A 22,332-nucleotide genomic window follows, 5' to 3' on the forward strand; every position below is an offset into this window, starting at 1 on the left:
GGACCATCGAAGCAAAGATCTCACTCCGGTAACAAGGGCCCCTCCCGGACAGGCTCCGGGAACGGCCGGAGGCGGACGGCTTCCGCCGCCCGCCTCCCGCGCGGTTTCCGTCAGACGCAGGCCGACTCGTAGACGCGGACCAGCTCCTGGCTCACGCGCTCCCAGGAGTAGCGCGAGCGCGCCCGGTCGGCGCCCGCGTACCCGAGCGCGGTGCGCAGCGTCGGGTCGCACAGGATCTCGCGGGCCAGCCGCGCGGTGCGCGCCGGCCGGTCCGGCGGGACCAGCAGGCCGGTCACGCCGTCGATCACGGAGTCGAGGTGGGCGCCCACGGCCGAGGCGATCACCGGCACGCCGCAGGCCATGGCCTCCAGCGCGACGACGCCCGTCGCGGCCTCGCGCGGCACCGACACCACGGCGTCCGCGCTGCGCATCAGCTTCGGCACCGAGGCCCGCTTGACCTGCCCCAGCAGCGTCACCCGGTCGGCGACGCCGAGCTGCTCGGCCAGGGCGCGCAGCCGGCGCGCGTCCCTGTCCTGGTCCAGGTCCTCGGGCTCGGGGCCGCCCGCGATGACCAGCTCGACGTCCGTCAGCCCCTGCAGCGCCCGCACCGCCGTGTACGCCCCGCGCTCGGGGGACAGCGGGCCGACGTGCACCAGCCGCTTGCGGGTGCCCTTGGTGGCGATCGCCCCGCGCCGCTGGAAACGCTCGGTGTCCACGCCGTGCGGCACGATCGCGATGTTCCCGCGCGGCACGCCCAGCCTGATCAACGCCGACTCCTCGTCGCCCGAGCCGGCGATGACCGCCTTGGCCCGGCGCCCGAGTGCCCGCTCCAGCTTCTGGTGCGCGGCGTCCACGGTGTGGAAGGTCTGCATGACCGGAACGTCCAACCCCTTGGCGCCCGCCACGGCGGCGAGGCCGCCGGTCCACGAGTGGGCGTGGATCACGTCCGGGCGCTCCTGGTTCCACCGCTTCATGAGGTGCTCGCCCACGTCGTTCAGGTACGGCACGACGTCCTCGGGCGTGAGGTCCTTGGCCGGGCCCACGTCGATCTGCTCCAGAGTGACTCCCGGGGCCACCCGCGTCTTGGGCTTGCCCTCGGCGTCGTCACGGCGGGAGTAGATGGTGACGTGGTGTTCGCGGCCCAGCTCGCGCGCTACGGAGAGGATACGGTGGCGCTGGTTTCCCTTGGCGGACGCGACGATCGCAATATTCATGGCACACCTCAGCGTGGAAAAGCCTTCAAGGTGTGCCTGCGTCTTAGGCACGTTGTTCTACGGAAAGACAATACCCATGTTTAGCCGGATCGCAAACCCCCGCAGATCAGACACCCTTGAGAGCCAGGACGACGATCTCGTCCCACACCTGGCCGCCCGAGAAGGCGTGCCGGTCGGCCTCCACCGCCTTGACCACGGTGGCCGGTGACTGGCCCGCGCACCGGCCCAGCACGTCGGCCAGCCGCTCCTCGCCGTACGGCTCGCCGGCGTCGTTCCTGGACGAGATCAGGCCCTCGGAGTACAGCACCAGCGTCTCCCCGACGGAGACGGTCAGCTCCTGCACGCCCGTCTCGGCCTCGGGGGAGATGCCCATCGGCACGCCGCCCCCCGCCGCGAAGCGCACGTTGCCGTCGGGCTGCAGCAGTGCCGCCGGATGGTGGCCGGCCGAGGAGAGCTGGATCGTCCGGCCCTTGACGAACCCCACCACGGCCATCACGAACATGCCCGTGCCCTGCGCCACCAGAGCCTCGTTGACCTTGCGCATCACCAGGTCGGGATGGGTCTCCCAGGTGCTGAGCACCCGCAGCCCGCCGCGCACCATGGCGCTGACCGAGGCCGCCTCCTCGCCCTTGCCCGCCGCGCCGCCCAGGGCGAACCCCCAGCCGCCCGCGACCGGGAACACGTCGTAGAACTCCGCACCGACCGACGCACCCGGATGGTAGACCGCCGACGCCTCGTAGCCGGGCACGTCGGGCAGGTTGCGCGGGGCCACGCTGGCCGACAACGCGTCGGCGGCCCGCGAACGGCTCTGGAAGCTCGACTGGGCGCGTACGGCCAGGCCGAGCTGCATCCCCACGTCCTGCAGCACGCCCAGGTCGGCCAGCGAGAACGGCGGCCGGTCGTGCGTGCGCACCAGCGTCAGCACCCCGTCGGACTGCCCGATCGGCACCGACAGCAGCGAGCCGGCGCCCATCGCGGTCAGCAGCGGCCCCTCGGCGGTGAAGCCGAGCAGCGACTCGTCGTCGACCATCTCGTGCACCACGCCCGAGCCGCGCTCCAGCACCTGCATCACCACCTGGCCGCCGGCCGGGTCGGCCGACTCCACCTGCCGCACCAGGTCGCCCAGCGGATGGTTCTTCGGCGCCACCACCACAGAACGCCGCGGCAGCCCGTCGCGCACCAGGTCGGCGATCACCCAGTCGGCCCACTCGGCCGCCAGCAGGCGCGTGGTCCGCGGCAGCGCCACCGGACGCAGCAGCGCCTCCTCGTCCAGCAGCAGCCCGCCGACCCTGGCCAGCAGATCCTGCCGTTTGGACGCCGCCAGCAGCAGCGCCCCGTCGGACTGCTCGGGCCGCCGCCCCCCGGGCTCGGGCAGCTGCACCTCGGTGGGCAGCGCCACGGCCGCCACCATCTGCTGCGGCTCGCCCGGCATCGTCACCCGCGTCAGCGCGAGCTGCACGGTGTGGGTGCGCCCCTGGTGCGCCAGCCGCGTCTCGAACGCCGACGGCTGCCCGGTCTGCAGCACCGAGTTCAGGTGCGAGCGGAACGCCGCCCGCCTGGAGACGTCGACCAGCAGCGGGAACGACCGCCCGACCAGGTAGCCGTCGGGGCTGCCGAGCACCCGCGAGGTCTCCGGGTTGATCCGCCGGACCACCCCGCCGCCGTCGAGCACGATCACCGGCACCGGGAAGGCCCGGAACACCTGGCGCAGCAGCTTCAGCTCCCGCTGGGTGCCGTCCTTCTTGCTCGCGGCGCGCTTGGGCGCCTTGCGCAGCGCCTCACGCGCCTCGGCGAGCAACTCGGCGGCGGTGTCCAGTTCGGCCAGGGCGGCGTCGAGCGTGGGCGCGAGGTCGGTAGGGTAGGCGGTCCTCGCCTCACGCAAGGACGACACGCGTCCCGCCAGCGCGTCCAGAGCGTGTTCGAGGTCCGGCATGGTCATCCTTTGACGCTACGCCACCGGAGATAACGGTAGCCATAAGGGGTAGGGGCTTCTTGCTATGGAATCGACGGCGATGATCACTCCCGGGCTCGCCCGAGACCTGGCGGCACTGGGGCGGCTGGGCGAGGACACCTCCACCGAGAGTGTGCTGCGCGGCCTGACCACGGCGCTGGCGGCCGGTGTGCCCGGGTGCTCGGGCGGCTCGGCCGAACACTGGCGCGACCAGCGGGTGCTGGTCTCCGGCTCGCACAGCGAGCTGATCATGCTGGTCGAGGGCGAACGTGAGATCGGTGAGGGGCCGTCCCTGGAGGCCCGCCAGAGCGGCGCCCGCGCGAGCCTGAGCGACGTGCTGAGCGACAGCCGCTGGCCCCGCTACAACGCACTGGCCACCCGCTGGGGGGTGCGTTCGGTACTGATCGTGCCCATCGAGGTGGCGCCGGCGCAGGTCATCGTCGGACTCTACTCCGTACGCCCGGGTGCCTTCTCCCCGCAGGCCGCCCACTCGCTGGCCGACATGCTGACCGAGCAGGTCGGGGTGGCCATGGCAAATATGTGGGAGTTCGAGGAGGTGCGCACCGACGCCGCCCAGCTCCAGGAGGCCCTGGCCGGCCGGTCGGTCATCGACCAGGCCAAGGGCATCATCATGCAGACCAGCGGATGCACGGCCGAGGCCGCCTTCGAGGAGCTGCGCAGGATCTCGCAGCACCATCAGGTCAAGGTGGCCGATCTGGCCAGGCTCCTGGTGGAGGAGCATCAGCGCAAGTCGACGCGTCGCTCATAGAGTCTCAGCCGATGGCGGCCAGCGCGTCGTCGAGCGTGTCGTACAGCGGCAGGCGCTGGGCCAGCCCGGTGATCCACATCACCTTCGACTTGGAGTACTCCACGCCCACCAGGGCGAACCGTGCTCCTGACGACAGGCTGGTCTGCCAGTGATGGACGATCAGCCCGAGCGCGCGCGAATCCATGAACGTCACCCCGGCCAGATCGAGTATCAGGTGGGCTCCGGCCAGCGACAGGTAGTCGGCGAACTGCTCACGCGTCGTGGCGTCGAGCACGCCGTCGACCTTGACGACCGTGATCTCGTCGACGGTCGACGACGTCAGGCTCAGGGCGGCCACGGGCCCTTCGCCGTTTTCGGGCATTGTCACGAAGCAACCCTACTGTCACCACGCGACCGAGGAATACTTCCCGCGGCAGGGGGGAGACTGGGACCGAAGTCCAGCAGAGGGCTTCCGTCTCGAGAGTAGAGCGAGGCGTGCCTCTGCCTGGGCTTTTCTGCTGGCGGAGGCCGCCCTGCGACCCATATGAGGAGCAGCGATGGCTGTGCAGGAGTACGTCCTCGAGGAGATGACCGCGGAAGAACTCCTGGCTGAGATGGTCAGGGAAGACACACCCGACAGCCACAGGGAACGGCTGCGCGAGCGCATCGTGGAGATGCACCGGCCGCTGGCCATGGAAATCGCCAGGCGTTACCGTTACCGGGGCGAACCTTTGGAGGACCTCCTCCAGGCCGCGTACGTCGGCCTGATGAAGGCCGTCAACGGCTTCGACCCGACCCTCGGCCACGCCTTCAGGGGCTACGCGGTCGTCACGATGACCGGTGAGGTCAAGCGGCACTTCCGCGACCGCACCTGGGCCATCCGGGTGCCGCGTCTCTACCAGGAGCGACGGTCCGAGCTCAACCGGCTCGTCGCCGACCTCAGCCAGGACCTCGGCAGGTCCCCGACGGTGGCCGAGCTGGCCGCGAAGATGAACATCTCGGAGGAGGACGTGCTGCTCACTCTCGACGCCTCGGCCGCGTACAGCACGCTGTCGCTCGACGCGCCGCTCGGCACCGACGACGACGCGGCCTCGCTCGGCGACGTCATCCCCGAGGACGACGACACGCTGAGCACCATGGTCGACCGCGAGGCCGTCAAGCCGCTCATCGACGCGCTGCCCAGCCGCGAGAAGCACATCCTGCTGCTGCGCTTCTTCGGCAACATGACGCAGGCCGAGATCGCCGCCGAGTTCGGCATCTCGCAGATGCACGTCTCACGGATTCTCCGTAAGGTACTCGACCAGCTCCGCAGTGAGCTGCTGGTCGGTTAGCCGCTGGCCGGCTGGTGAGAGAAAGGCGAGTCGCCGGGTGAACGAGGACGTCGAGCCTCAGTCGGGCTACACGAGCCCGCCACCCGGCGTGCCCGTGAAGGAACTGCGCTTCCGCCTGCCGGACCTGCCGGAGGTCCGGCAGTTCGCCGAGGACGAGGCCCGCGCCGTCGGGATGCCCGAGGAGGCGGTCGGCGACTTCGTCATCGCGGTCAACGAGGTGGCGACCAACGCGGTCACGCACGGGGCCGACCGGGCCGCCATGAGGACCTGGGTGATCAGCGGGGACCTGGTGGTCGAGGTGCACGACGAGGGCTTCTGGAAGCCGGGGCCGCTGCCGGGGGCGGTGGGGGGGATGGGATTGTGGGTGGCGCGGCTGCTGTCCTCTGATTTCACGTTGAGGGTGGGGAGCGGGGGCAGCACAGTGATCATGAGGTTCCCCGGCAAGGGGTGACCTGCGCTTTAATCGTTCGAGCTCGGTCGTGAGCTCTCTGGCGGCTTTTTCTGGATATTTAGCTCTATGTAGTTCTTTGGGGGTTTCGGGCGGGGGCCGGTCGGCCGCCCGCCCGAACGGGGCGCTCAGCGGCGGCTGCGGCCGCGCCAGTTGCCGGATCCGCCGCGGATGCTCGCCGTGCCGACGCCTGCCTGATGCAGGGCCAGCAAGGTCAGCCCCAGCAGGACGAACGTCATGCCGGAGATCCCGCCGATCTTCACGCCCACGAGGTCGAGCAGGAAGCCGAGCCCGAAGATGATCGCTGCGACGATTGCGAGCATGTCGATCACCTCCTCGTTTCAGGGGTCAGATTGTGCGTGGACAGCGCGAGCAACTGCTCCAGGACGTTGCGGTAGTCGCGGAACGCCTGACGCAGGTCCTCGGTGTCGGGGGAGTCGACGTCCTTCCAGCGTTCGCGCAGAGCGCCGGTACGGCTGGTGAGGGAGTTGGTCAGCGACTCCACCACCTCGCCGACCAGGCCGTCGGCACGCTGCATCGCCTCGGCGGGGTCGTCCACGAAGGACGCCTGGACGTCGCGCCAGCGGGCCTGCACCTCGGCGGGGTCGTGGTCGAACAGGGTGACTTCCCGAGGGGCCGCGTGCGAGGGAACGTCATCGACCGGAGCCCCTTCGACCGGCCGTCCGCCCTCGCCCTCGCCCTTGCCCTCGGTGAGGTCGTTGCCGGTGTGACGGCTGTCGGTGAGACCGCCGTCGGTCGTCAGCCCGTCGCGGGCCGTTGCAGCGGGGGTCAGGTCGTCGCGCGCCAGGTCGTCGTTGTCCCGCTCACCGTGAACCAGGACGTCGTCCTGGGCTCGCCCGTCGTGGGCCAGTTCGCCTTGGGGGCGGCCATCGTGCACCAGCTTGTCCTCGGACCGGTCACCGTGGACCAGCACGTCGTCAGACCGGTCGCCGTGCACCAGAACGTCGTCAGATCCGTCGTCGTGGCGTGCCCCGGTTCCGGACAGCACGTCCCTGGGGGTCTCGTGTCCGGGCGTCTCGCCGGCGGGGACGTCGGCGTGAGCGGGGTCGGGGTCGGGGGAGCGGTGGTCGGCACCGTGTCCCAGAGGGGTGTCGCGGTGCGGCTCGGTCGGCAGGTCGCCGGTGCTCGCGTAGGGGTCCTTGTAGGGCGGCTCGTCGTCATGGCCCCGGTCGGGGACCGTGGGGTCGTAGCCGTGGCTCGCCGGGGTGTGACCGGTGTCGGCCGGGTAGCCGCCGTCGCCGTCGTGCCGTCCGGTGGCGGTCCCGTCGTAACGGTCGCCGGTCCCGTCGGCGAGATCCCTGCGCTCGTCGTCCCTGCGCTCGTCGTCCCTGCCGGCCTCGTCCGACCGCTGCGACGGGACCTTGAGCTCGTCCTCACTTCTTCTGCTGCTGCTCATCTACCTTCACCGCCCTCGCGTGGTCTCGTGCAGCAATTCCTCGAACAACGCGCGGTAATGAACCATGGCCTGCCGGAGCTCCTCGGTCGAGGCTTCCTTCCTGGCCGCCCGCCCGCTGATCTCGTGGGCCGTCCTGTAGTGGTCGAGAGTGGCTGCGTGCCCGACCGACAGATCGGACACCCGCTGCTCGAAGTCGTCCGTGGGGTAGCCGCGGTCCGCCATCACCGAGGTGACGAGCTGGTCCGCCTCGGTCACCGCGAACCCGGGGGCGTCGACGAAACGCTCCTGGACCTCGGTCCAACGGTTGGCGTACGCGTCGCGCGTCTCCTCCGGCAGCGGCCGGATGTCGAGCTCGGAATGGCGCTGCTCGCGGGCGATGAGCTCCCGCTCGGCCTCACGCCGGTTGTCACTCTCGGCCACCGTACGCTCGTACTCAGGGCCGAAACGTTCGCGGAGACGGCTGCGGCGTTGCTGCTGTAGCACGACATAGCCCACTGCGGCGAGCGCCACCACCGCGACCACGACGACGGCCACCCAGATCAAGGTGGTCATTGATGTTCGCCTCCGGTCTCTGTAATGAGACCTGCGACTGCCCACGATCAAGGCCGTCGAAACTCGCGTACTCAGTGAGCTGCAAGCCCTTTCCTGGCGGCCTCCAGCACCGTCGCGACATGCGAGCCCGCAGGTGACGCCGGAACCTCACTGAACCCTTCGGCCGCGTCGTACCGGACGTCGAGCCCCGCGTCCACGAGCCGCTGAGCCCACCGCAGCGCCGTGTTCAACCGCTCCGCCGCCGGGGGCTTCCCCTGCGCCGCCGCCGACAGGTTCCGCAGGTTCGTCGCCGGCCCGGACTGCGCGTGCACGCGCGCCAGCTTCCACGGTACGGCGGCACTGTGGTCGAGCATCGGCTTGGCCAGCCCGGCGGCCCGCTTGGCCTGGAGCACCCCCGACTCGGACACCCCGAAATGAGCGGCCAGCTCCTGCACACTCATCCCGCCGGCCACCAGCCGCGCCAGCTCCACCCGATCAACGCTCGGCCTCCGCCCCACCACGCCTCCGCTCCCGCTTTCCGTGTACGCGCCTACCTCCGATGTGCGCTAAGGTTATGACGTCCCGCCCCGCAGGGGGCGGCCGACACAACCGGGACGTAGCGCAGCTTGGTAGCGCACTTGACTGGGGGTCAAGGGGTCGCAGGTTCAAATCCTGTCGTCCCGACGGTTGCGAAAGGCCAGCCAATTTGGGTGAAAGCCCAGGTCGGCTGGCCTTTTCTGTTGATCACTCAACCTTGATCGATGATCTAGACCGCTCTCAGTTTGGGACCAGTTTGGGACCAGCCCCCTGAGAGGTGGGCGCTGAGGGCGTTACCGGCGGCGGCGATGGAAGCGCCGTCCGGGTGGAGATAGCGCTGCGTGGTCGTCAGGGACCCGTGACCGGCGATCTTACGAAGGACGTGCACGGGCACTCCGGCATCGGCCATCCACGTCAGGCCGGTGTGGCGAAGATCATGACGGCGCAGGTGCTCATAACCGAGCGCGGCCACCACCTCGTCCCAGTGCGTGGCATCACGCAGCACGGCCGTCGTGATGCGACCGCCCCTGGGGCCCGTGAACAAGCGGGCCATTGGATCGTTCCCGGTGACTTGCAACCGCGTGAGCACCAGATCGCGGACCTCGGCGATGAGCGGCACTCGCCGGGCCCGCTTGCCCTTCGTCCCCTTGTCCGCCAGCCCACCAGGGCTCGGCGTGGTCTGCCTGCGGACCGTCCAGGTCCACGTGCGGGTGTCGATGTCTCCCGCACGTACTCCCGAGACCTCACCGATGCGTGCGGCCGTGCAGGCGGCGAAGACGACGACCTGTCCCCAGCCCAGGAAGTGGTCGGCCGAACGTGCTACGAGCGCGTGGGAGAGCCGTTCCAGCGCCGCCCAGTTCGGCAGCGCCAGCGTGCGCGGGTCGTCCAGTTCGTCTTCGGCCCTCTTGTACTCGCGTTGCCAGCCGGACACACGGGCGGGGTTGCGGTCGATGATGCCGTCGCGCACGGCTTGCTCCATGACGCGTACGAGGATGGCCAGGCTGTTCTTGACCGTGGAGCGGCTGCACTCGTCGGCGATCCAGCCATGCACGCCACGGTCGACCGCCCCGTTCGTGATCATGCGTACGGGAAGGTGCCCCAGGGTGGGCACCACCCGCTTGCGCCATCCGGCCATGTAGGGAGCCAGCGTCTTCGGCTCCAGGCCGCGTACAGCCAGATGCATGACGCGTTCGCCGTACTCGGCGAGAGGCATGGTTGCCATGCCCGGGTCGATGCCGCCCCGTGCGGCGCTCTCCATCTCCGCGATCCAGTTCGCGGCCGCATCCTGTGTGGGAAGGGCTACGGACTTGGAACGCCGACTGCCGGTGACGGGATCGAACCATCGCACGCGAGCGCGGAAAGAGTTGCTGCCCGCGCGCACCTCCACATCGGAGGTGAGGGTGATGCCGACCGGTGGCAGCTCAGGCCGGGACGCCATCAGGCCACCTCGCCAGGGTCGATGCGGTGGTCGGCGAGCCACTGCTGCAGGTCGTGCATGTTGTAGAGGGTCAGGCGCGTTGTGAGCCGGACGAAGGGAGGTCCTTGGGGCGGCTTCGCCGTGCGCCAGCGGCGGAGGGTTGACGGGTCGACGGTGAGAATGGCTGCGACTTCCTCGGTCGTGCGCCAGGTGCGTGGCGCGTCGTTGTCGTGCGGGTCTTCGGCAGGTACTGGTAGCAGGTCAGCGTTCGATGGCACAGGTCCTTTGCTCCTCGGGGAATGATGGCGCGAGGTGTTTCGCGCGCCCCGTCGTGTGGCCGTCTCATCCGTTGTCCGACGGCGTGCGGGGGATCTTCAGGTTAGGGGCCTGAACTTGATTCGGGAGGCCCTGAGCAGGCCCTTTGTGACTAGTCGGTTAGGTTGCGGCCAGCCTTGGTCCGAGTCCGAGGGGACTTCCCAGCAGGGTGTGAGCGTGCTCAACGCCCGGATGCGCGACTGGTCGGTGGACCAGCATCTGGAAGGGTCCCCCGGGGGGCGTCCACGACAGCTTGATCCGGGTCGGGACCGTCGCCGCGGGCCGCTGGTGACACCCGAGGATCTAACGAGCATGTCAGTGCTCGTCACGGGCGAGCAGACCCCTGGCGGTCGCAGTTACCGTTTCCGTGCTCAGCGCCTGAGGCGGCGCGTCGACGGTCGCGTCGTTCTCGCGGCCAAGGGCATCGTGTCGTCGTGCCTGCTCCAAGTCGGGGGAGTGAGGCCGACGGGCTGCCGCGGCGGCGGATCCTGACCATCATGCTTGCGATCGACGCGGTCGCGTCCCACGTGCGCGCACCTACCGACCGGGCAGAGCGAGGGGGCAGGACAATGGCTCAGAACAATCTCCGCTTACAGCGCGTTCTCTGAAACCCGTATTGGCGCGAGCGGGTTGTGCGTACAGAAGGTGGGAGCCTGCTCAATTCCCTGACCAAGAACGTCCTTCTCCTTCCTCACAATAAATGGCTTGCGCGCCGGAGATCGCGGCGATGGCGGAACGTGCCCGGTTCCAAACGTACGGGCGCAGTAGTTCGGCTGCCTCGGCTGCCGTGGTGAACCGAAATTCAGACAGCTCGGGGTCGACGATGCGGAGGGCGCCGACCCGATCGCTTGGCAATACCCCTCCGTCGAAGATGAACATGAGGGAGTCATCCCAAGGTCCGTGTGGAGGTACCCAATCCACCACGAGGAGGCGGCCGATCTCCAAATCCAAGCCCAGTTCCTCCTTGATCTCACGTTGCGCTGCGGCAGCGGGGGGTTCGTTGGCTTCGGCCATGCCGCCAGGTAGATCCCAATCAGGTTTATAGGACGGATTCACGAGGAGAATTCGTCCGAGCGCGTCGCGAATCAGTACATCCGCTCCAACTCTCTTGCGCGCCTGGCGCGCGTTGCCTTCAGCAAGGTAGGCGTTCCATGCTTTGGGATCACGCTCGTACAGCGGTGCGTCCGGGTCCACGATGAGAGTCTCCCCACTGAAACAACCAGTAACGCTCGCGAAGGGCGTTATCGAGGCTCCGGAGTGTCTCCGGCACTGAGGCGTGCTTCTTATGGACTTGCAACTGCCCGCGCAGATCGGCCAGTTGCTGAGCGATGACGAACGAGCTCAATGACCGAGTGTCCTCCACCGCCTCCTTTGCCCGTGCACAGGCTTCGTCGACATGGTCTTGTGCGAGCATCACCTGAGCCAGGAGAAGTTGGCTGAGAGCTCGGCTGCGTGTTCGGTCCCGCGCTCGAAGCTTCAGCGCTCGACTTCCCTGCCGTTGTGCTTCGCCCAGTTGGCCCAAGCACAGCATCGCTCGTGCCGTGTCCAGCGCCAGAGTGCCCTCGTCGAACGGTCCCGCCCAGGGTGAGTGACTAGTCGCTTGCTCATGGGTCAGTGCATCCTCGGCCCGGATCAGAAGCCGAGCGCAGGCATTGGACTCGCCCATGACCGCATGGGCGCGCGCGGCCATGGACAGCAGACGCGCCTGCATCCTCGGGGCTGTCGTACGGCTGCCCAGCCTTGCCGTTCCCAGTTGGGCGAGCCGGATTGCTTCCTCAGCCTGTCCGCGATGGCGCGCGAGGTGGCTCATGCTGCCCATGATGTGGGCTTCGAGTTGCAGGTCCCCACTGGTCTTGGCGAAGTCGAGCGCGCGGCAGAAGTGCCGGTCGGCGATATTGTCCTTGCCCGCATCATGGGCCATCCAGCCGGCCATCTCGGTGAATGCCGCCGCGGCGACGAACGCCTGCGGTCCATCGGATCCGCCGAAGAGACGCGGCGCGATGTCAGCCTGGAGGTAGCCGAGAACGCTGGCATAGAGATGGCCTCCGCCTACCTGCCGGTCAGCTTGCCGAAGTGAGCGCATCTTTCCGAGGTCATTGTCGGCCTCCAGAGACAGACACGGCGCGGTGGGTTCGGCGGTCGCGGCGAAGAGAGTCGCCTCGTCCAACTGGAATGCGGCGCAGTACAGCAGGCGATAGCGCTCACTCATCAGGGCGATGGCGCCGGATTCCCACCGGCGGATGGAACGAACGAGATCTCCGTGCTCGGGCAGATCATGTCGGTCCTCGCCGGCCGCCTCTCGGAGTTGTCTGGCCATGGCATGGGTGTCCCATTTGCGGGCTTTACGTTCCGCCCGAATTCGGATCGGCCAGAACAATGGGTGGTCGGCCATGTCCGCCTCCTTGTCCGCCCGGTGCTTCGCGTGGGCCCTGGGCGTCTCATCTTCGCTGTTCAGCGGCAAGGTTGCAGTCCTCGCTGCAGTTGTTGTCCGGTTTGTGTGGGACATGAGGAACGGGGTGCCGGGACTCGGTGGTGGTTGGACAACCCTCTGCAGAGGGGGCAGCTCTCGAGAAGCGTCTCGGGCGCGATACTTCTGTCAAGTCCGCGCAGAGGGGACAGGCATGGGATGACCTGGGAGAGAAGGTCAGGGACCACCCGCAGATCGGCAACGGGCGTACGGGTTGTCCGCACAAGCTGATCCCCGTATCAGGAAGCGCGGCATGCTGGACAGCGTGGCGCCCGCTCCAGGTGAATCCCGCCCTGTAGTCCGCTTCGAGCACGTCTTCGACATGGTCCTCGCCTTCTTCCAAGGCCAGGTCGTCCCAACACAGAGCCCAACGGCGCACACCCCCCGGACAGTCCTCCGCATGGCTGTCCAGCTTCACGAGGGCAAGCAGCCCCTCTCTCAAGACGGCCACGATGACGCCCTGACGGCCGAGAAGCTGATCTCGGTACGCCCGCGCCCTGCTATGGCTGTGCAGGACGTCCACGACGGTCACCTTCATACCGATCTTCTGATGGGCGCTGGTCATGGCCCGTCCTGGCGGACTCGTTCTGGAACAAGAACATGGTCCGGCGCGCGCTGTTGATCGCTCCAGGCCCGGCGTCGGGCATATGCGAAGAGTCGAATCAGCTGCACAGGGGCTGCGGACAGGCAGTGATGAGAGGACGCGTGTGTCATTCCGACAAGCAGAGCAAGTGCACTGGGGAAAGGCAGGATGACAAGGCCGGACAGGTGCGGACAGGAAGGAGACCCCGAGTGTTTACGGCGGCGATTGGCACGACGTGAGCGCCGTTGGTCCGGCCTGGCGTCGGTGGAGAATGCGTCGCGCTGACTTCACCGGGTGAGCCATACATGTGCATCTGTGTAAGAGATCAGGCGTTGGCTGTGTGAGATCGCTACGAGTCTGGTCGCGTTCGCCGTTCCCAGGCCATGGGCTGCCTGGGACGCAAGAGACTCCGCAGCGGGGACGCGCCGTGGCGTCGAACAGACGCATCTGTTCGCTCTGAGGCGAGGAGGCGACTCTCAGCCGTGCCGCCTCTGCGCCCCAGGAAGTGATGGACTGATGCGAGCGTCTACTTGGCGTTGAGCTCGGTCACGATGTCGGCCTGGCGGCTCTCCACCGCAGTCTTGATCACGGCCGCCAGCCCAAGCGCCACCCCTGCGATGATTGCGGTGATGATCACCCATTCCACCGCTGACGCCCCCCGGCTCGAAGCGATGCGAGCATCCTGAATTCGCCTGATCAGAAATGCCTTCATAGAGGTCATCCAGGAGCGCTTCATACCGAACCCTCACTTGACGAAGTTGACCAATTACTTAAAGTTATCTTCTCTGGTCGACGGAAACCGGGAGATGGGAGAACGGGTGGCAGTACGAGTGTGGACGGCGGCAGGCATCCTGGTGGGTGCTCTGATGCCGGGAGCGACGGCACACGCAGGCACAACTGAGGGCTGGCAGGCCAGCTACGGCGACGGCAGGGTGATCGTGCTACCGGATCGATCCGCGGTCAAGGTCTGCGACGGAAGGGTCGACGACCGCGTCTACAAGGCGGTCTGGATGAACGACAACAAGATCGACGCGCGAAGGCCGTTCGAGGTGCGTGCCCCTCAGGGGGGCTGCGAGACCGACAGTTCGGTCCTTGGTGATGTGTGGGTTTTCAAGCTCTGCTGGGGACATCTCGACGCCAAGCGGCATGCGGTCTGGGAGAGATGCGGGACGCCGGTTTGGGTGAAGCCAAGGCCTGACGATGTGAGATAGAAGGCGCGAGGGGGCGGGGTGGCTCCCTCGCGGCGCTTCCCTTGACGCCATCAAGGCGGCTCGCGCCATTGGGGGCCGGCGAGTTGGTGTCGCGCATTTCGTCGTGCCGTCGGGTCGGTGAGTGCCCGTTCGGTCTAGGTGGCACCTCGCGCAACGCTTTTCAGGACGCGCTGTTCTCGGTCTTATTGATGCATTTATCGAACCATATGCCACCGTTTGGGATCATGTAATCACTTGGAGTCGAAATGGCGATACTCGTGGGGTCTCGCGCCCGTGCCGCAACTCTTTTGCTCGTTCCGTTGGTCGTAGGGGCATGCCAAGCGACGCCTTCCTCGGCTCCGCCTCCACGCAGATCGATGCCCACGACGCCGACCGCTGTGGCGACAGAGCAGGCTACCCGTCCGCACGACCTGATCGTGCAGACGTACTCGGCATACTGGTCCGTCCTCGCCGAGGCGGGGAGGTCGTCCCCTGAGAGAGCGCGCGAGTTGCTGCAGCCGTACGCGAGGGGCGGCTATCTCGACCATCTGGTCGACGGCGTCCGACACATGGTCGCCCAGGGGCGCGAGCCGTTTGGTCAGGCCGTGCCTCGAATCAAGGAAGTACGGGTGAGTGGCGCATACGCCGAGGTCACAGACTGCCTGGATATGTCGGGTGCGGCCATGGCGGATCGCCGCACTCACCGGCTTCTTCCGGAGACTGCGGACGCCAAAACCACCACGACGGTTACGGCAGTTATGGAACGTTCCCATGACGGGCGGTGGCGGCTGACGGACCTGAGTATGAAGGGAACGACATGCACCTCGCCGTCGCGGTGAGCGCGATCCTGGCTACGGCATTGCATGGGCCGCCGCATGACGACAACGGAGCCGTCCGGTTGGGCGGGAACTGGGTCACGTACAGCTCACACGGGCGGCAGGTGAGCCCTGGTAGCACCGCTCAAGGGGCCCGGAGAGCGTCGGGTGGCACCTTCAGCGGCTGCCACAGCATCGACGGGGGCTCGATCAGCTACATCGAGTGTGAGCGCGGTCCTGACAGTAAACGGAACATCTTCAACGCCGTCGCTCCTGATCAGCCAGGTCCTGGGGTCTCGCCAGAAGACCTCATGAAGGAGGCGCGACGTCTCCTCACTCCGCCGCAGCCGGGGATCGTCACCGCGCCACCCCGGGGAAAGAACGGCTACGTAGGGCTGCGGCAGTTCTTCTGGGTGCAGCCCGCTCAGTGGCATGCGATCAGCAAGAAGGTCACGGCAGGACCCGTATGGGCCGAGGTGACCGCCACTCCCTCGAAGCTGACCGTTCAGCCCGGCGCGGGACAGAAGGTCCTCACATGCTCGGGCCCGGGAGCGCCCTATGACCACGCGAAATCTCCCGACGATCAGAACCTTGGATGCACCTACGTGTTCACGCAGTCGAGCGCCGGGTTACCAGGGGCGCAGTACCAGGTGAAGGTCTCGGTGGTCTGGACGGCTCGATGGGCTGGATCGGGTGGCTCCGGCGGGCCGGTGGCACCCATCACTACCTCGACGACGTTCCCGCTGCGCATCGGCGAGGCGCCGGCGCTGGTTGGAAGGGGTTCCTGAATGGCTCGCGAGACGACTTCCGATGCATCGGGACAGCTGTCCGTAGGTGAGCCGCCTCCGACACGTGCTCCCAAGCTCCTCTCGCAGCCGCGTCAGCGCCGGCGTAGCTCGCTGGTGTTCGGGACGCTGGTGGTCGCTGGCGGCGCATTCCTCACCGTCCAGACGGTCATGCGGTTGAACGATCGTGAGCCGGTGCTGGTGGTCACCCAGGATGTGGCGCTCGGGCAGCCCTTCACCGCGCAGAACATCTCGACTGCCATGATGGGCGCCGACCAGGCCGTCGCCGCTGTCGGCAGTCATGAGCTACAGCGGGTGATCGGCAAGCGGGCGGCCGTCGACCTGATGAAGGGCGTGCTCGTCCAGTCCCGGATGGTGACTGATCAGGTCACACCCCTGGCTGATCAGCAGCTCATTCCGATCGCCGTCAAGCCCAGTCGGCTCCCAGCCAGAGGGCTACAACCCGGTGATCGACTTCTGGTCGTGCCCGCCTCGGATGCTCAGACCGTCCCTGATGACGTCAAGGCATCGTCCGGAGGGGTCGAGGCTGTGGTGGATCAGGTCAAGGGGCCGGACAACGACGGGCTGATGGTGGTGGACGTACTTGTGCCCAGTCATGAGGGCCCCAGACTCGCCGCGCTGGCATCAGACGGGAACATCGCCATGGCCTTGACGCCGAGGAGGCCTTGATGGCGATGTTCGCGCTGATGAGTCCGGGCGGGTCTCCCGGGGTCACCACCACGGCACTGGCTACGACGTACGTCTGGGAGGGGCGGGCGCTGCTGGCCGAGTGTGACCCTCAGGGCGGCAGCGTTTTGCAGGGTTTCCTGGCCGGAAGCATGGACGGGCACGAGTACGGGCTGCTGGAGCTGGCCTTGGCCGCCGCTCACCACTCGGACCCGGCCATCGTGTGGAAGCACGTCATCGCACTTGATCAGGACGCGAGGAAGTGGTTACTGCTTCCCGGACTGCGTGATCCCCGCCACCTCGTGCAGTTGGAAGGTGCCTGGGAGACCGTTGCTGGAGTCCTCATGGCCGCTCAGGAGAAGGTCGATGTGGTCGTCGACGTGGGTCAGATCGGCCGGTCCGACACGCCGATGAGCCTGATCGCGGCCTGTGATGTGGCGGTGATGCTGGTGCGGCCGACACTGCGGCATGTGGTGCAGGCCCGCCCGCGGCTCGACGCGCTGGGGCGCCGGGTAGGAACGGATGTCTCGGTCGGGCTGTGCACCGTCGGCGGTGGGCCGTACACCTCTCAGGAAGTCAGCAAGGCGCTCTTCGACCTGCCTGTGCTCGCGCAGATCCCTGACGACTGGAGGGCGGCCATGGTGTTGTCGGATGGCGTGCCGGCCAGGAAGTCCTTTCATAGGTCCGGCTTGTTGCGCGGTGCTTCACGGTTGGGGTCGGCGATGAGGTCGCATCTGGAGAAGAAGGTGACGGCGCCATGAGCGACTCCTGGCCGCCGCGGACCACGATGGATCCGATCGTCCTTCCGCAGGCCGAGGTGGTGTCCGACGATGGGGCGTTCCGAGAGGCGGTCTTGGCCGTATCGGTCGCGGTCGCCGACGATCTGAGGGACAGCGAGGATCGCGACGACGCCCGGCGGATCATCCAGACGCACGTCCAGCGTTGGGCCCAGGGCCAGGTCGGCTCCGGAAAACCAGTGAGCTTCGCCATGCAGCGTCAGCTGGTGGAAGCGGTGATCGATGAGCGGTTCGAGCTGGGGGCGCTCACTCCGTATCTGAAGGACCCGCGGGTGGAGAGCATCGATCTCAACGGCTGCGATCAGGTGTGGATCACCTTTGGAGACGGACGATGTGAGCGCGGGCCGGCAGTCGCCGCCAGCGACGACGACCTCGTCAAGATGATCCAGATGTGGGCGCTGCACAAGAGCTACAACCCACGCGAGTTCTCCGCGGCCAGCCCGCTGCTCAACGTGGCGCTGCGACCGGCGGAAGGCGATGACGGCGTCGGCGTCGGCGTACGACTCAGCGCCACCATGGCGATCACCCGCCGCCCCTGCGCCAGCATCCGCTGCCACCGCCTGGTGGACGTCACCCTGGATGACCTTCTCAAGCTCGGCACGATCAGCCGCAGCCTGTATGCGTTCCTTCGAGCCGCCGTACTGGCGCGGCTGAACATCGTCATCACCGGTGGCACCGCGGCGGGCAAGACGACGTTGCTGCGTGCGCTCGCCTCTGTGATCGATCCGGTGGAGCGGCTGGCGACGTTGGAGTCGGACTACGAGCTGTTCCTGGATCGCCTCACGGACCGCCACCAGAACGTGATCGCCTTCCAGGCGCGGCAACCCAATTCAGAAGGCGCCGGCGGCATCGGGCTGAACGATCTGATTCCGCACTCTCTGCGTAAGAACATCAAGCGGATCATCGTCGGTGAGGTACGGGCGGATGAGATCGTTCCGATGTTCGAGGCCATGAACACGGGACATCCCGGCTCGATGTGCACCATCCATGCCGACGGCACCGAGGAGATCTTCAACAGGATCGTCATGCTGTGGACCCGCGGTGTCGGAGCTCAGACACCGCCCGCCGTCATCCACCTCAACACCGGCGAGACCATCGACCTGGTCGTGCACCTGCGTCTTGACCCGGTGACCAACACACGGTTCGTGTCTGAGGTCCTGGAGGTGCTGCCGCCGGCCGACAGCGAGATGCCGAGCCGCAACCACCTCTACAGGCCCACTGGACCTGGTGGCCGGGCCATGCCCGACATCACCCCGCAGTGCCTGCCCAGGCTTAGGGCCGTGGGCTTCGACCCCGCATATCTCGATCCCATGGCTGCTCGATGGGAGATCCGGTGAACAACGCCCTCTTGGCGGGACTCGGCAGTGCCATGATCCTTGGCGGCGTCATCTGGACAGTGATGGCTCTGCGGACCTCGGCCACCGATCTGCCCGCCCGGCCTCCGTCGCGCTGGATCGCGGTCCGTAAAGCAGTCCATACACATCATCGGATGGTCGCCGTGTCATTGGCGGCAGCCGTTGTGGTCTGGGTGTTGACCGGCTGGCCAGTGGCCGCCGTCGCCACCACGGCTGCGGTGTTCGTACTTCCCAAGGTGATGACCGGGCGGGCCGCTACGGACCGAATCCGTAAGCTGGAGGCGTTGGAGCAGTGGACCCGCAGGCTGGCTGACCTGCTCATCGCTGGTCGGGCTCTGGAACAGGCGCTGGAACACAGCGCGACCCGGAACGTCCCGCCTGCCATCGCCGCGCCGGTGACCGCGCTGGCGCGCAGGCTCCGCGTCACCCGCATGTCGACCGAGGACGCGTTGCGATTGTTCGCGGACGAGGTGGACGACGCCGTCGGCGACAGGATCGCCGCCGCCCTCATCCTGGTCGCCCGTCGCCGCGGCAAGGGGGCCAGCGCCGTGCTCCAGCAATTGGCCGAGCTGGTGGCCAAGGACGTCTCCGATCGTCGGGAGGTGGAGGCGGCCCGGGCCGAGCACCGCACGACAGCGCGCTGGATCATCGCCATCCTCGCTGGGTTCGGCGCGCTCGCAGTTGCCCAGAAGAGCTACGTCGCGCCGTTCGGTACTCCGCTCGGCCAGCTGGTGCTGGCCGTCGTGGTGCTGTTCTACGCCGTGACACTGGCATGGCTGCATCGGCTCGGTCACGCCGCTCCCGGCTACCGGTTCTTGAACGGTCCCGGAGCGAAGCGATGAACCTACTGGCCATGGCAGGCGGAGCACTGTTCGCCCTCGGGCTGCTGATCGTCTTGAATGAGCTGTTCCCCGGCCCTCCGAGACTGGATGCCGCGCTCGCCCGGCTCGCCGGGGCGGGCTGCCCGGCTCGCCGGGCAGCCCGCCCCGGCGCGGGCAGACTGGATCAGGACGCGCCTGTCCCGGCTGCCGATCCCGCGCGACGACTTGGCGCTCTTGGGCATCAGCGTGGAGCGCTTCACCGTCCAACGCGTCGTCTTCTTGCTGATCGGTCTGCTCTTCCCGGTGCCGCTCAATCTGCTGTGCACGCTCGCAGGCGTTCCGTTGCCCTGGTCCGTGCCTGTAGGTGCCGCCGTGGTGCTCGCCTTGTTGTTCGTGCTCATCCCAGACATCAGCACGCGCCGCCAGGCCCGCGAACGCCGCCAGGAGTTTCGGGCCGCCCTCGCGACGTACCTGGACATGGTCGCGTTGGAGCGGGCCGCGGGCTCTGGCCCTCCTCAGGCGCTTCAGGCACCTGTCGACATCTGCAGCGGATGGGTGTTCGGCCAGATCGCCCAAGTGATCCAGCACGCCAAACGCGCAGGTGAGCAGCCCTGGAGAGGACTTGGAGCGCTCGGAGACCGGGTCGGCATCGCGCAACTCACCGAACTGGCCGACATCGCGGAGGACGCCGGATCCGAAGGCACCCGGGTCCTGACCACCCTCCTGGCCAAGGCCCAATCCATGCGTACGGCCGCCTTGGCCGACGCCCGAGCCGCAGCCAACAGCCGCACGAGCGAGATGCCGATCGCGATCGGCGTTTCCGTCTTCGGCTTCCTGGTGCTCGTCTGTTTCCCCGCCATCTACCGCATCATGAGCTGAAAGGGAGCGACCATGCCCAAGCTCCTACCGCCGCAGGCCGCGTACTGGACCGCGCTGGCGAGCCTCCTCAAGGACCGTCTCCAGCATGCCCGCCGAGAACCTGAGAAGGGTGCGATGTCCGCGGAGGCGATGATCATTATTGCGGCGTTGGTGCTGGTCGCGGTCACCGTCATGGGCATCGTCACCGCCAAGATCATCGACAAGGCGAACTCGATCGACTTCTAGACAGGTAGCCGATGTCCCGCGCTGATCGGGGCAGCGTGACCGCCGAGGCGGTGATCGCCCTGCCCATCCTCATGCTCGCCGTCATGGCCTGCATGCAGATATGCCTGCTGTTCTTCGCCCAATCGGTTGCGCTCGCCGCCGCCCAGCAAGGAGTACGGGCCGCCCGCGCCTACGGTGCTGCCCACACCTCCGGAGCCGGCGTGGCCAGGCAGTACGCGGAACGAACCGCCAGCGGCCTCCTGACCTCGATCAGCGCCGCGAGCACGGGTGACTCCAACACGGTTCGAGTCACTGTGACGGGCAGATCGCTGTCCCTGGTGCCGTTTCTACCGGCGATCGACATCTCCGAGCAGGCGGCCGGAGCCGTCGAACGCTTCGGCCCGGCAGAAGGCACACCATGAAGGAACGAGGCAGCGTCACCATCGAAGCCATCCTGGCCATCACGGTCATCATGCTGATCATCTTGTTCGGCGTGGCCGTCGGCCGCATCACCGTCGCCGGTGCCGCGGTGGAAGCTGCTGCTCGGGATGCCGCGCGTCAGGCGTCAATCGCTCGAACGGCCGCCGCCGCTGCCCGCGAGGCCAAGGCCAGCGCCCAGGAGTCGCTAGCCGGCCATGACGTGCACTGCAGGGCGGTCGCGGTGACGGTGGACACCAAAGGTTTCAGCCGCCCGGTGGGCACTCCGGCTGACGTGTCCGCATCGGTCTCCTGCTCCGTGCCCTTGGCGGACGTGGCCTTCCCAGGACTACCCGGCAGCATCGAGCGGCACGCCACCTCCCTCAGCCCGCTGGATCCCTACAGAACAAGGGGAAGGTGAGCCATGCGACGGTGGACGCCCCCGGACGGTGAGCGAGGCTCGATCACGCCGTACGCCCTGATTCTCGTCATGGTCCTGATGCTGTTCGTCGGCCTGGTCGTCGATCTGGGAAACAAGTTGAGGGCCGGATGGGAGGCGGTTGGCATCGCTGAGGAAGCCGCCCGAGCGGGGGCAGGACAGATCGATCGTGCCGCGGCCTATCGCGGTGAGAAGCTGGTTGTCGACCGCGGTGCCGCTCTTCGTGCGGCCCGAGAGCATCTGTCCCGCACCGGCCATCAGGGTGAGGTCGTCATCTCCGGGCCCACCTCTGTTCGGGTCACTGTCAAGGTCACCAGGGCGACCTGGCTGCTCGCCCTGGTGGGCATGACCACGGTGTCCATGACGGCACATGCCGATGCGAACCTGGTTGCAGGCGTAGAGGGGCCCGGCCGATGACGATGCTTCGCCTGCCGCGTGCTGTGGCCGCCTTCGCTGTACTGCTTTCAGGCGTCGTCGGCTTCCCCGTCGTGTTCTACGAGATCGCGGGATTCCCCATCCCTGACCACTTGCCGAGCTGGCGCGAAGTCGCTGATGTGCTGAGCGCCCCGGCCGACGGAACTCTCTTCGTGGCGGGCCTGGAAGTCGTCGCATGGGCGGCATGGGCGGCCTTCACGCTCAGCGTCCTCGTCGAGGTCAGCGCCAGACTGCGAGGCCGACATGCCATACCTCGGCTCGCTGGTCTGCAAGGGATGCAACGCGTCGTCGCGTACCTGGTCGCCTCGGCGACGCTGGCGGTTCTCACTCCAGGGGTCAGCAGTGCCGCAGCTCCACCGGATGTGATCGCCGTGGCGACCGCGCATCCACTGAGGCAAGCCGTCACCCCGGATGTGGAGTCGTCCCCGAAGGAGCGGATCTACCGGGTGAAGGAGGTTGCGTCCACGGGAGTGGTGTACGAGTTTGACCTGGTCACAAGCGTGGCGGCCGTGAAATGAAGACGGCCATCGCGTGATCCTTCGAGTAGCA

At 67.5% G+C, this 22,332-nt stretch carries 27 protein-coding genes and 1 tRNA gene; 16 read left to right on the forward strand and 12 right to left on the reverse strand.

Going from position 1 to position 22,332, the window contains the following annotated elements; genetic code table 11:
• Positions 1-110: 110 nt before the first annotated feature.
• Positions 111-1,214 (reverse strand): glycosyltransferase, encoded by a 1,104-nt coding sequence (locus ABZ459_RS10520; RefSeq protein WP_357968422.1) that lies wholly within the window; start codon positions 1,212-1,214, stop codon positions 111-113.
• Positions 1,215-1,320: 106 nt separating this feature from the next.
• Positions 1,321-3,153 (reverse strand): SpoIIE family protein phosphatase, encoded by a 1,833-nt coding sequence (locus tag ABZ459_RS10525; protein WP_357968424.1) that lies wholly within the window; start codon positions 3,151-3,153, stop codon positions 1,321-1,323.
• A 73-nt stretch (positions 3,154-3,226) separates the two neighbouring features.
• Between ABZ459_RS10525 and ABZ459_RS10530 the strand changes: the two genes are divergently transcribed.
• Positions 3,227-3,934: a GAF and ANTAR domain-containing protein gene (locus tag ABZ459_RS10530; RefSeq protein ID WP_357968427.1), complete on the forward strand. Its 708-nt coding sequence runs from the start codon at positions 3,227-3,229 to the stop codon at positions 3,932-3,934.
• 4 nt (positions 3,935-3,938) lie between these two features.
• On the opposite strand, the gene ABZ459_RS10535 is transcribed toward ABZ459_RS10530, so the two are convergent.
• Positions 3,939-4,295, reverse strand: a complete 357-nt coding sequence (locus tag ABZ459_RS10535; RefSeq protein WP_357968529.1) for an STAS domain-containing protein — start codon at positions 4,293-4,295, stop codon at positions 3,939-3,941.
• A gap of 175 nt (positions 4,296-4,470) precedes the next feature.
• On the opposite strand from ABZ459_RS10535, the gene ABZ459_RS10540 reads away from it, so the two are divergent.
• Together ABZ459_RS10540 and ABZ459_RS10545 are read left to right on the forward strand one after the other, a co-directional pair.
• The gene (locus tag ABZ459_RS10540) at positions 4,471-5,244 is read left to right on the forward strand and encodes a SigB/SigF/SigG family RNA polymerase sigma factor (RefSeq protein ID WP_352330971.1); all 774 of its coding nucleotides are present in this window, start codon (positions 4,471-4,473) and stop codon (positions 5,242-5,244) included.
• Between the two features lie 37 nt (positions 5,245-5,281).
• Positions 5,282-5,695, forward strand: coding sequence for an ATP-binding protein (locus ABZ459_RS10545; protein ID WP_352330973.1), 414 nt, complete (start codon positions 5,282-5,284; stop codon positions 5,693-5,695).
• Between the two features lie 125 nt (positions 5,696-5,820).
• Here the strand turns inward: ABZ459_RS10545 and ABZ459_RS10550 are convergent, their stop codons facing one another.
• The 4 genes from ABZ459_RS10550 to ABZ459_RS10565 form a co-directional block, all read right to left on the reverse strand.
• Complete coding sequence (locus ABZ459_RS10550; RefSeq protein WP_357968531.1) at positions 5,821-6,015, reverse strand: hypothetical protein; 195 nt, start codon at positions 6,013-6,015, stop codon at positions 5,821-5,823.
• 5 nt (positions 6,016-6,020) lie between these two features.
• A complete protein-coding gene (locus tag ABZ459_RS10555) occupies positions 6,021-7,109 on the reverse strand; it encodes a hypothetical protein (RefSeq protein ID WP_357968430.1) in 1,089 nt (362 codons plus the stop codon).
• A gap of 6 nt (positions 7,110-7,115) precedes the next feature.
• The gene (locus ABZ459_RS10560; RefSeq protein WP_357968433.1) at positions 7,116-7,661 is read right to left on the reverse strand and encodes a hypothetical protein; all 546 of its coding nucleotides are present in this window, start codon (positions 7,659-7,661) and stop codon (positions 7,116-7,118) included.
• 71 nt (positions 7,662-7,732) lie between these two features.
• Positions 7,733-8,131 (reverse strand): hypothetical protein, encoded by a 399-nt coding sequence (locus ABZ459_RS10565; protein WP_357968435.1) that lies wholly within the window; start codon positions 8,129-8,131, stop codon positions 7,733-7,735.
• A gap of 119 nt (positions 8,132-8,250) precedes the next feature.
• Here ABZ459_RS10565 and ABZ459_RS10570 point away from each other — a divergent pair.
• Positions 8,251-8,324, forward strand: a tRNA-Pro gene (locus ABZ459_RS10570).
• A gap of 82 nt (positions 8,325-8,406) precedes the next feature.
• Here the strand turns inward: ABZ459_RS10570 and ABZ459_RS10575 are convergent.
• The 5 genes from ABZ459_RS10575 to ABZ459_RS10595 form a co-directional block, all read right to left on the reverse strand.
• Positions 8,407-9,615, reverse strand: coding sequence for a site-specific integrase (locus ABZ459_RS10575; RefSeq protein WP_357968438.1), 1,209 nt, complete (start codon positions 9,613-9,615; stop codon positions 8,407-8,409).
• Positions 9,615-9,872, reverse strand: coding sequence for a helix-turn-helix domain-containing protein (locus ABZ459_RS10580; protein ID WP_357968441.1), 258 nt, complete (start codon positions 9,870-9,872; stop codon positions 9,615-9,617). The genes ABZ459_RS10575 and ABZ459_RS10580 overlap by 1 nt, the downstream gene beginning before the upstream one ends.
• Before the next feature lie 694 nt (positions 9,873-10,566).
• Positions 10,567-11,103, reverse strand: coding sequence for an NUDIX hydrolase (locus ABZ459_RS10585; RefSeq protein ID WP_357968444.1), 537 nt, complete (start codon positions 11,101-11,103; stop codon positions 10,567-10,569).
• On the reverse strand, positions 11,072-12,370 hold the full coding sequence (locus tag ABZ459_RS10590; protein ID WP_357968445.1) for a hypothetical protein: 1,299 nt from the start codon (positions 12,368-12,370) through the stop codon (positions 11,072-11,074). Before ABZ459_RS10590 ends, ABZ459_RS10585 begins: the two co-directional genes overlap by 32 nt.
• 1,115 nt (positions 12,371-13,485) lie before the next feature.
• Complete coding sequence (locus tag ABZ459_RS10595) at positions 13,486-13,695, reverse strand: hypothetical protein (RefSeq protein WP_357968447.1); 210 nt, start codon at positions 13,693-13,695, stop codon at positions 13,486-13,488.
• 13 nt (positions 13,696-13,708) lie between these two features.
• Here ABZ459_RS10595 and ABZ459_RS10600 point away from each other — a divergent pair, with 13 nt between their 5' ends.
• From ABZ459_RS10600 to ABZ459_RS10655, 12 genes are all read left to right on the forward strand, one after another.
• Positions 13,709-14,170, forward strand: coding sequence for a hypothetical protein (locus tag ABZ459_RS10600; protein ID WP_357968450.1), 462 nt, complete (start codon positions 13,709-13,711; stop codon positions 14,168-14,170).
• A gap of 1,105 nt (positions 14,171-15,275) precedes the next feature.
• Positions 15,276-15,752 (forward strand): hypothetical protein, encoded by a 477-nt coding sequence (locus tag ABZ459_RS10605; protein WP_357968453.1) that lies wholly within the window; start codon positions 15,276-15,278, stop codon positions 15,750-15,752.
• Positions 15,753-16,439: an SAF domain-containing protein gene (locus ABZ459_RS10610; RefSeq protein ID WP_357968456.1), complete on the forward strand. Its 687-nt coding sequence runs from the start codon at positions 15,753-15,755 to the stop codon at positions 16,437-16,439.
• On the forward strand, positions 16,439-17,197 hold the full coding sequence (locus ABZ459_RS10615; protein WP_357968459.1) for a hypothetical protein: 759 nt from the start codon (positions 16,439-16,441) through the stop codon (positions 17,195-17,197). Before ABZ459_RS10610 ends, ABZ459_RS10615 begins: the two co-directional genes overlap by 1 nt.
• Positions 17,194-18,570, forward strand: a complete 1,377-nt coding sequence (locus ABZ459_RS10620; RefSeq protein ID WP_357968461.1) for an ATPase, T2SS/T4P/T4SS family — start codon at positions 17,194-17,196, stop codon at positions 18,568-18,570. The genes ABZ459_RS10615 and ABZ459_RS10620 overlap by 4 nt, the downstream gene beginning before the upstream one ends.
• Entirely contained in the window at positions 18,567-19,430 is an 864-nt protein-coding gene (locus ABZ459_RS10625; protein ID WP_357968464.1) for a type II secretion system F family protein, read from the forward strand. Before ABZ459_RS10620 ends, ABZ459_RS10625 begins: the two co-directional genes overlap by 4 nt.
• An 87-nt stretch (positions 19,431-19,517) precedes the next feature.
• Positions 19,518-20,288 carry a hypothetical protein gene (locus ABZ459_RS10630; protein ID WP_357968466.1) on the forward strand — a complete coding sequence of 257 codons (771 nt, stop codon included), beginning with the start codon at positions 19,518-19,520 and terminating at the stop codon, positions 20,286-20,288.
• A 12-nt stretch (positions 20,289-20,300) separates the two neighbouring features.
• A complete protein-coding gene (locus tag ABZ459_RS10635) occupies positions 20,301-20,513 on the forward strand; it encodes a hypothetical protein (RefSeq protein ID WP_357968468.1) in 213 nt (70 codons plus the stop codon).
• Between the two features lie 35 nt (positions 20,514-20,548).
• On the forward strand, positions 20,549-20,914 hold the full coding sequence (locus ABZ459_RS10640; RefSeq protein ID WP_357968471.1) for a TadE family protein: 366 nt from the start codon (positions 20,549-20,551) through the stop codon (positions 20,912-20,914).
• Complete coding sequence (locus ABZ459_RS10645; protein ID WP_357968474.1) at positions 20,911-21,330, forward strand: TadE/TadG family type IV pilus assembly protein; 420 nt, start codon at positions 20,911-20,913, stop codon at positions 21,328-21,330. The genes ABZ459_RS10640 and ABZ459_RS10645 overlap by 4 nt, the downstream gene beginning before the upstream one ends.
• Positions 21,331-21,333: 3 nt before the next feature.
• Complete coding sequence (locus tag ABZ459_RS10650) at positions 21,334-21,765, forward strand: pilus assembly protein TadG-related protein (protein WP_357968475.1); 432 nt, start codon at positions 21,334-21,336, stop codon at positions 21,763-21,765.
• Positions 21,762-22,301 carry a hypothetical protein gene (locus ABZ459_RS10655; RefSeq protein ID WP_357968478.1) on the forward strand — a complete coding sequence of 180 codons (540 nt, stop codon included), beginning with the start codon at positions 21,762-21,764 and terminating at the stop codon, positions 22,299-22,301. The genes ABZ459_RS10650 and ABZ459_RS10655 overlap by 4 nt, the downstream gene beginning before the upstream one ends.
• The last annotated feature ends 31 nt before the right edge of the window (positions 22,302-22,332 follow it).

The sequence above is a fragment of the Nonomuraea sp. NPDC005692 genome, assembly GCF_040631115.1.
Taxonomy (GTDB): domain Bacteria; phylum Actinomycetota; class Actinomycetes; order Streptosporangiales; family Streptosporangiaceae; genus Nonomuraea.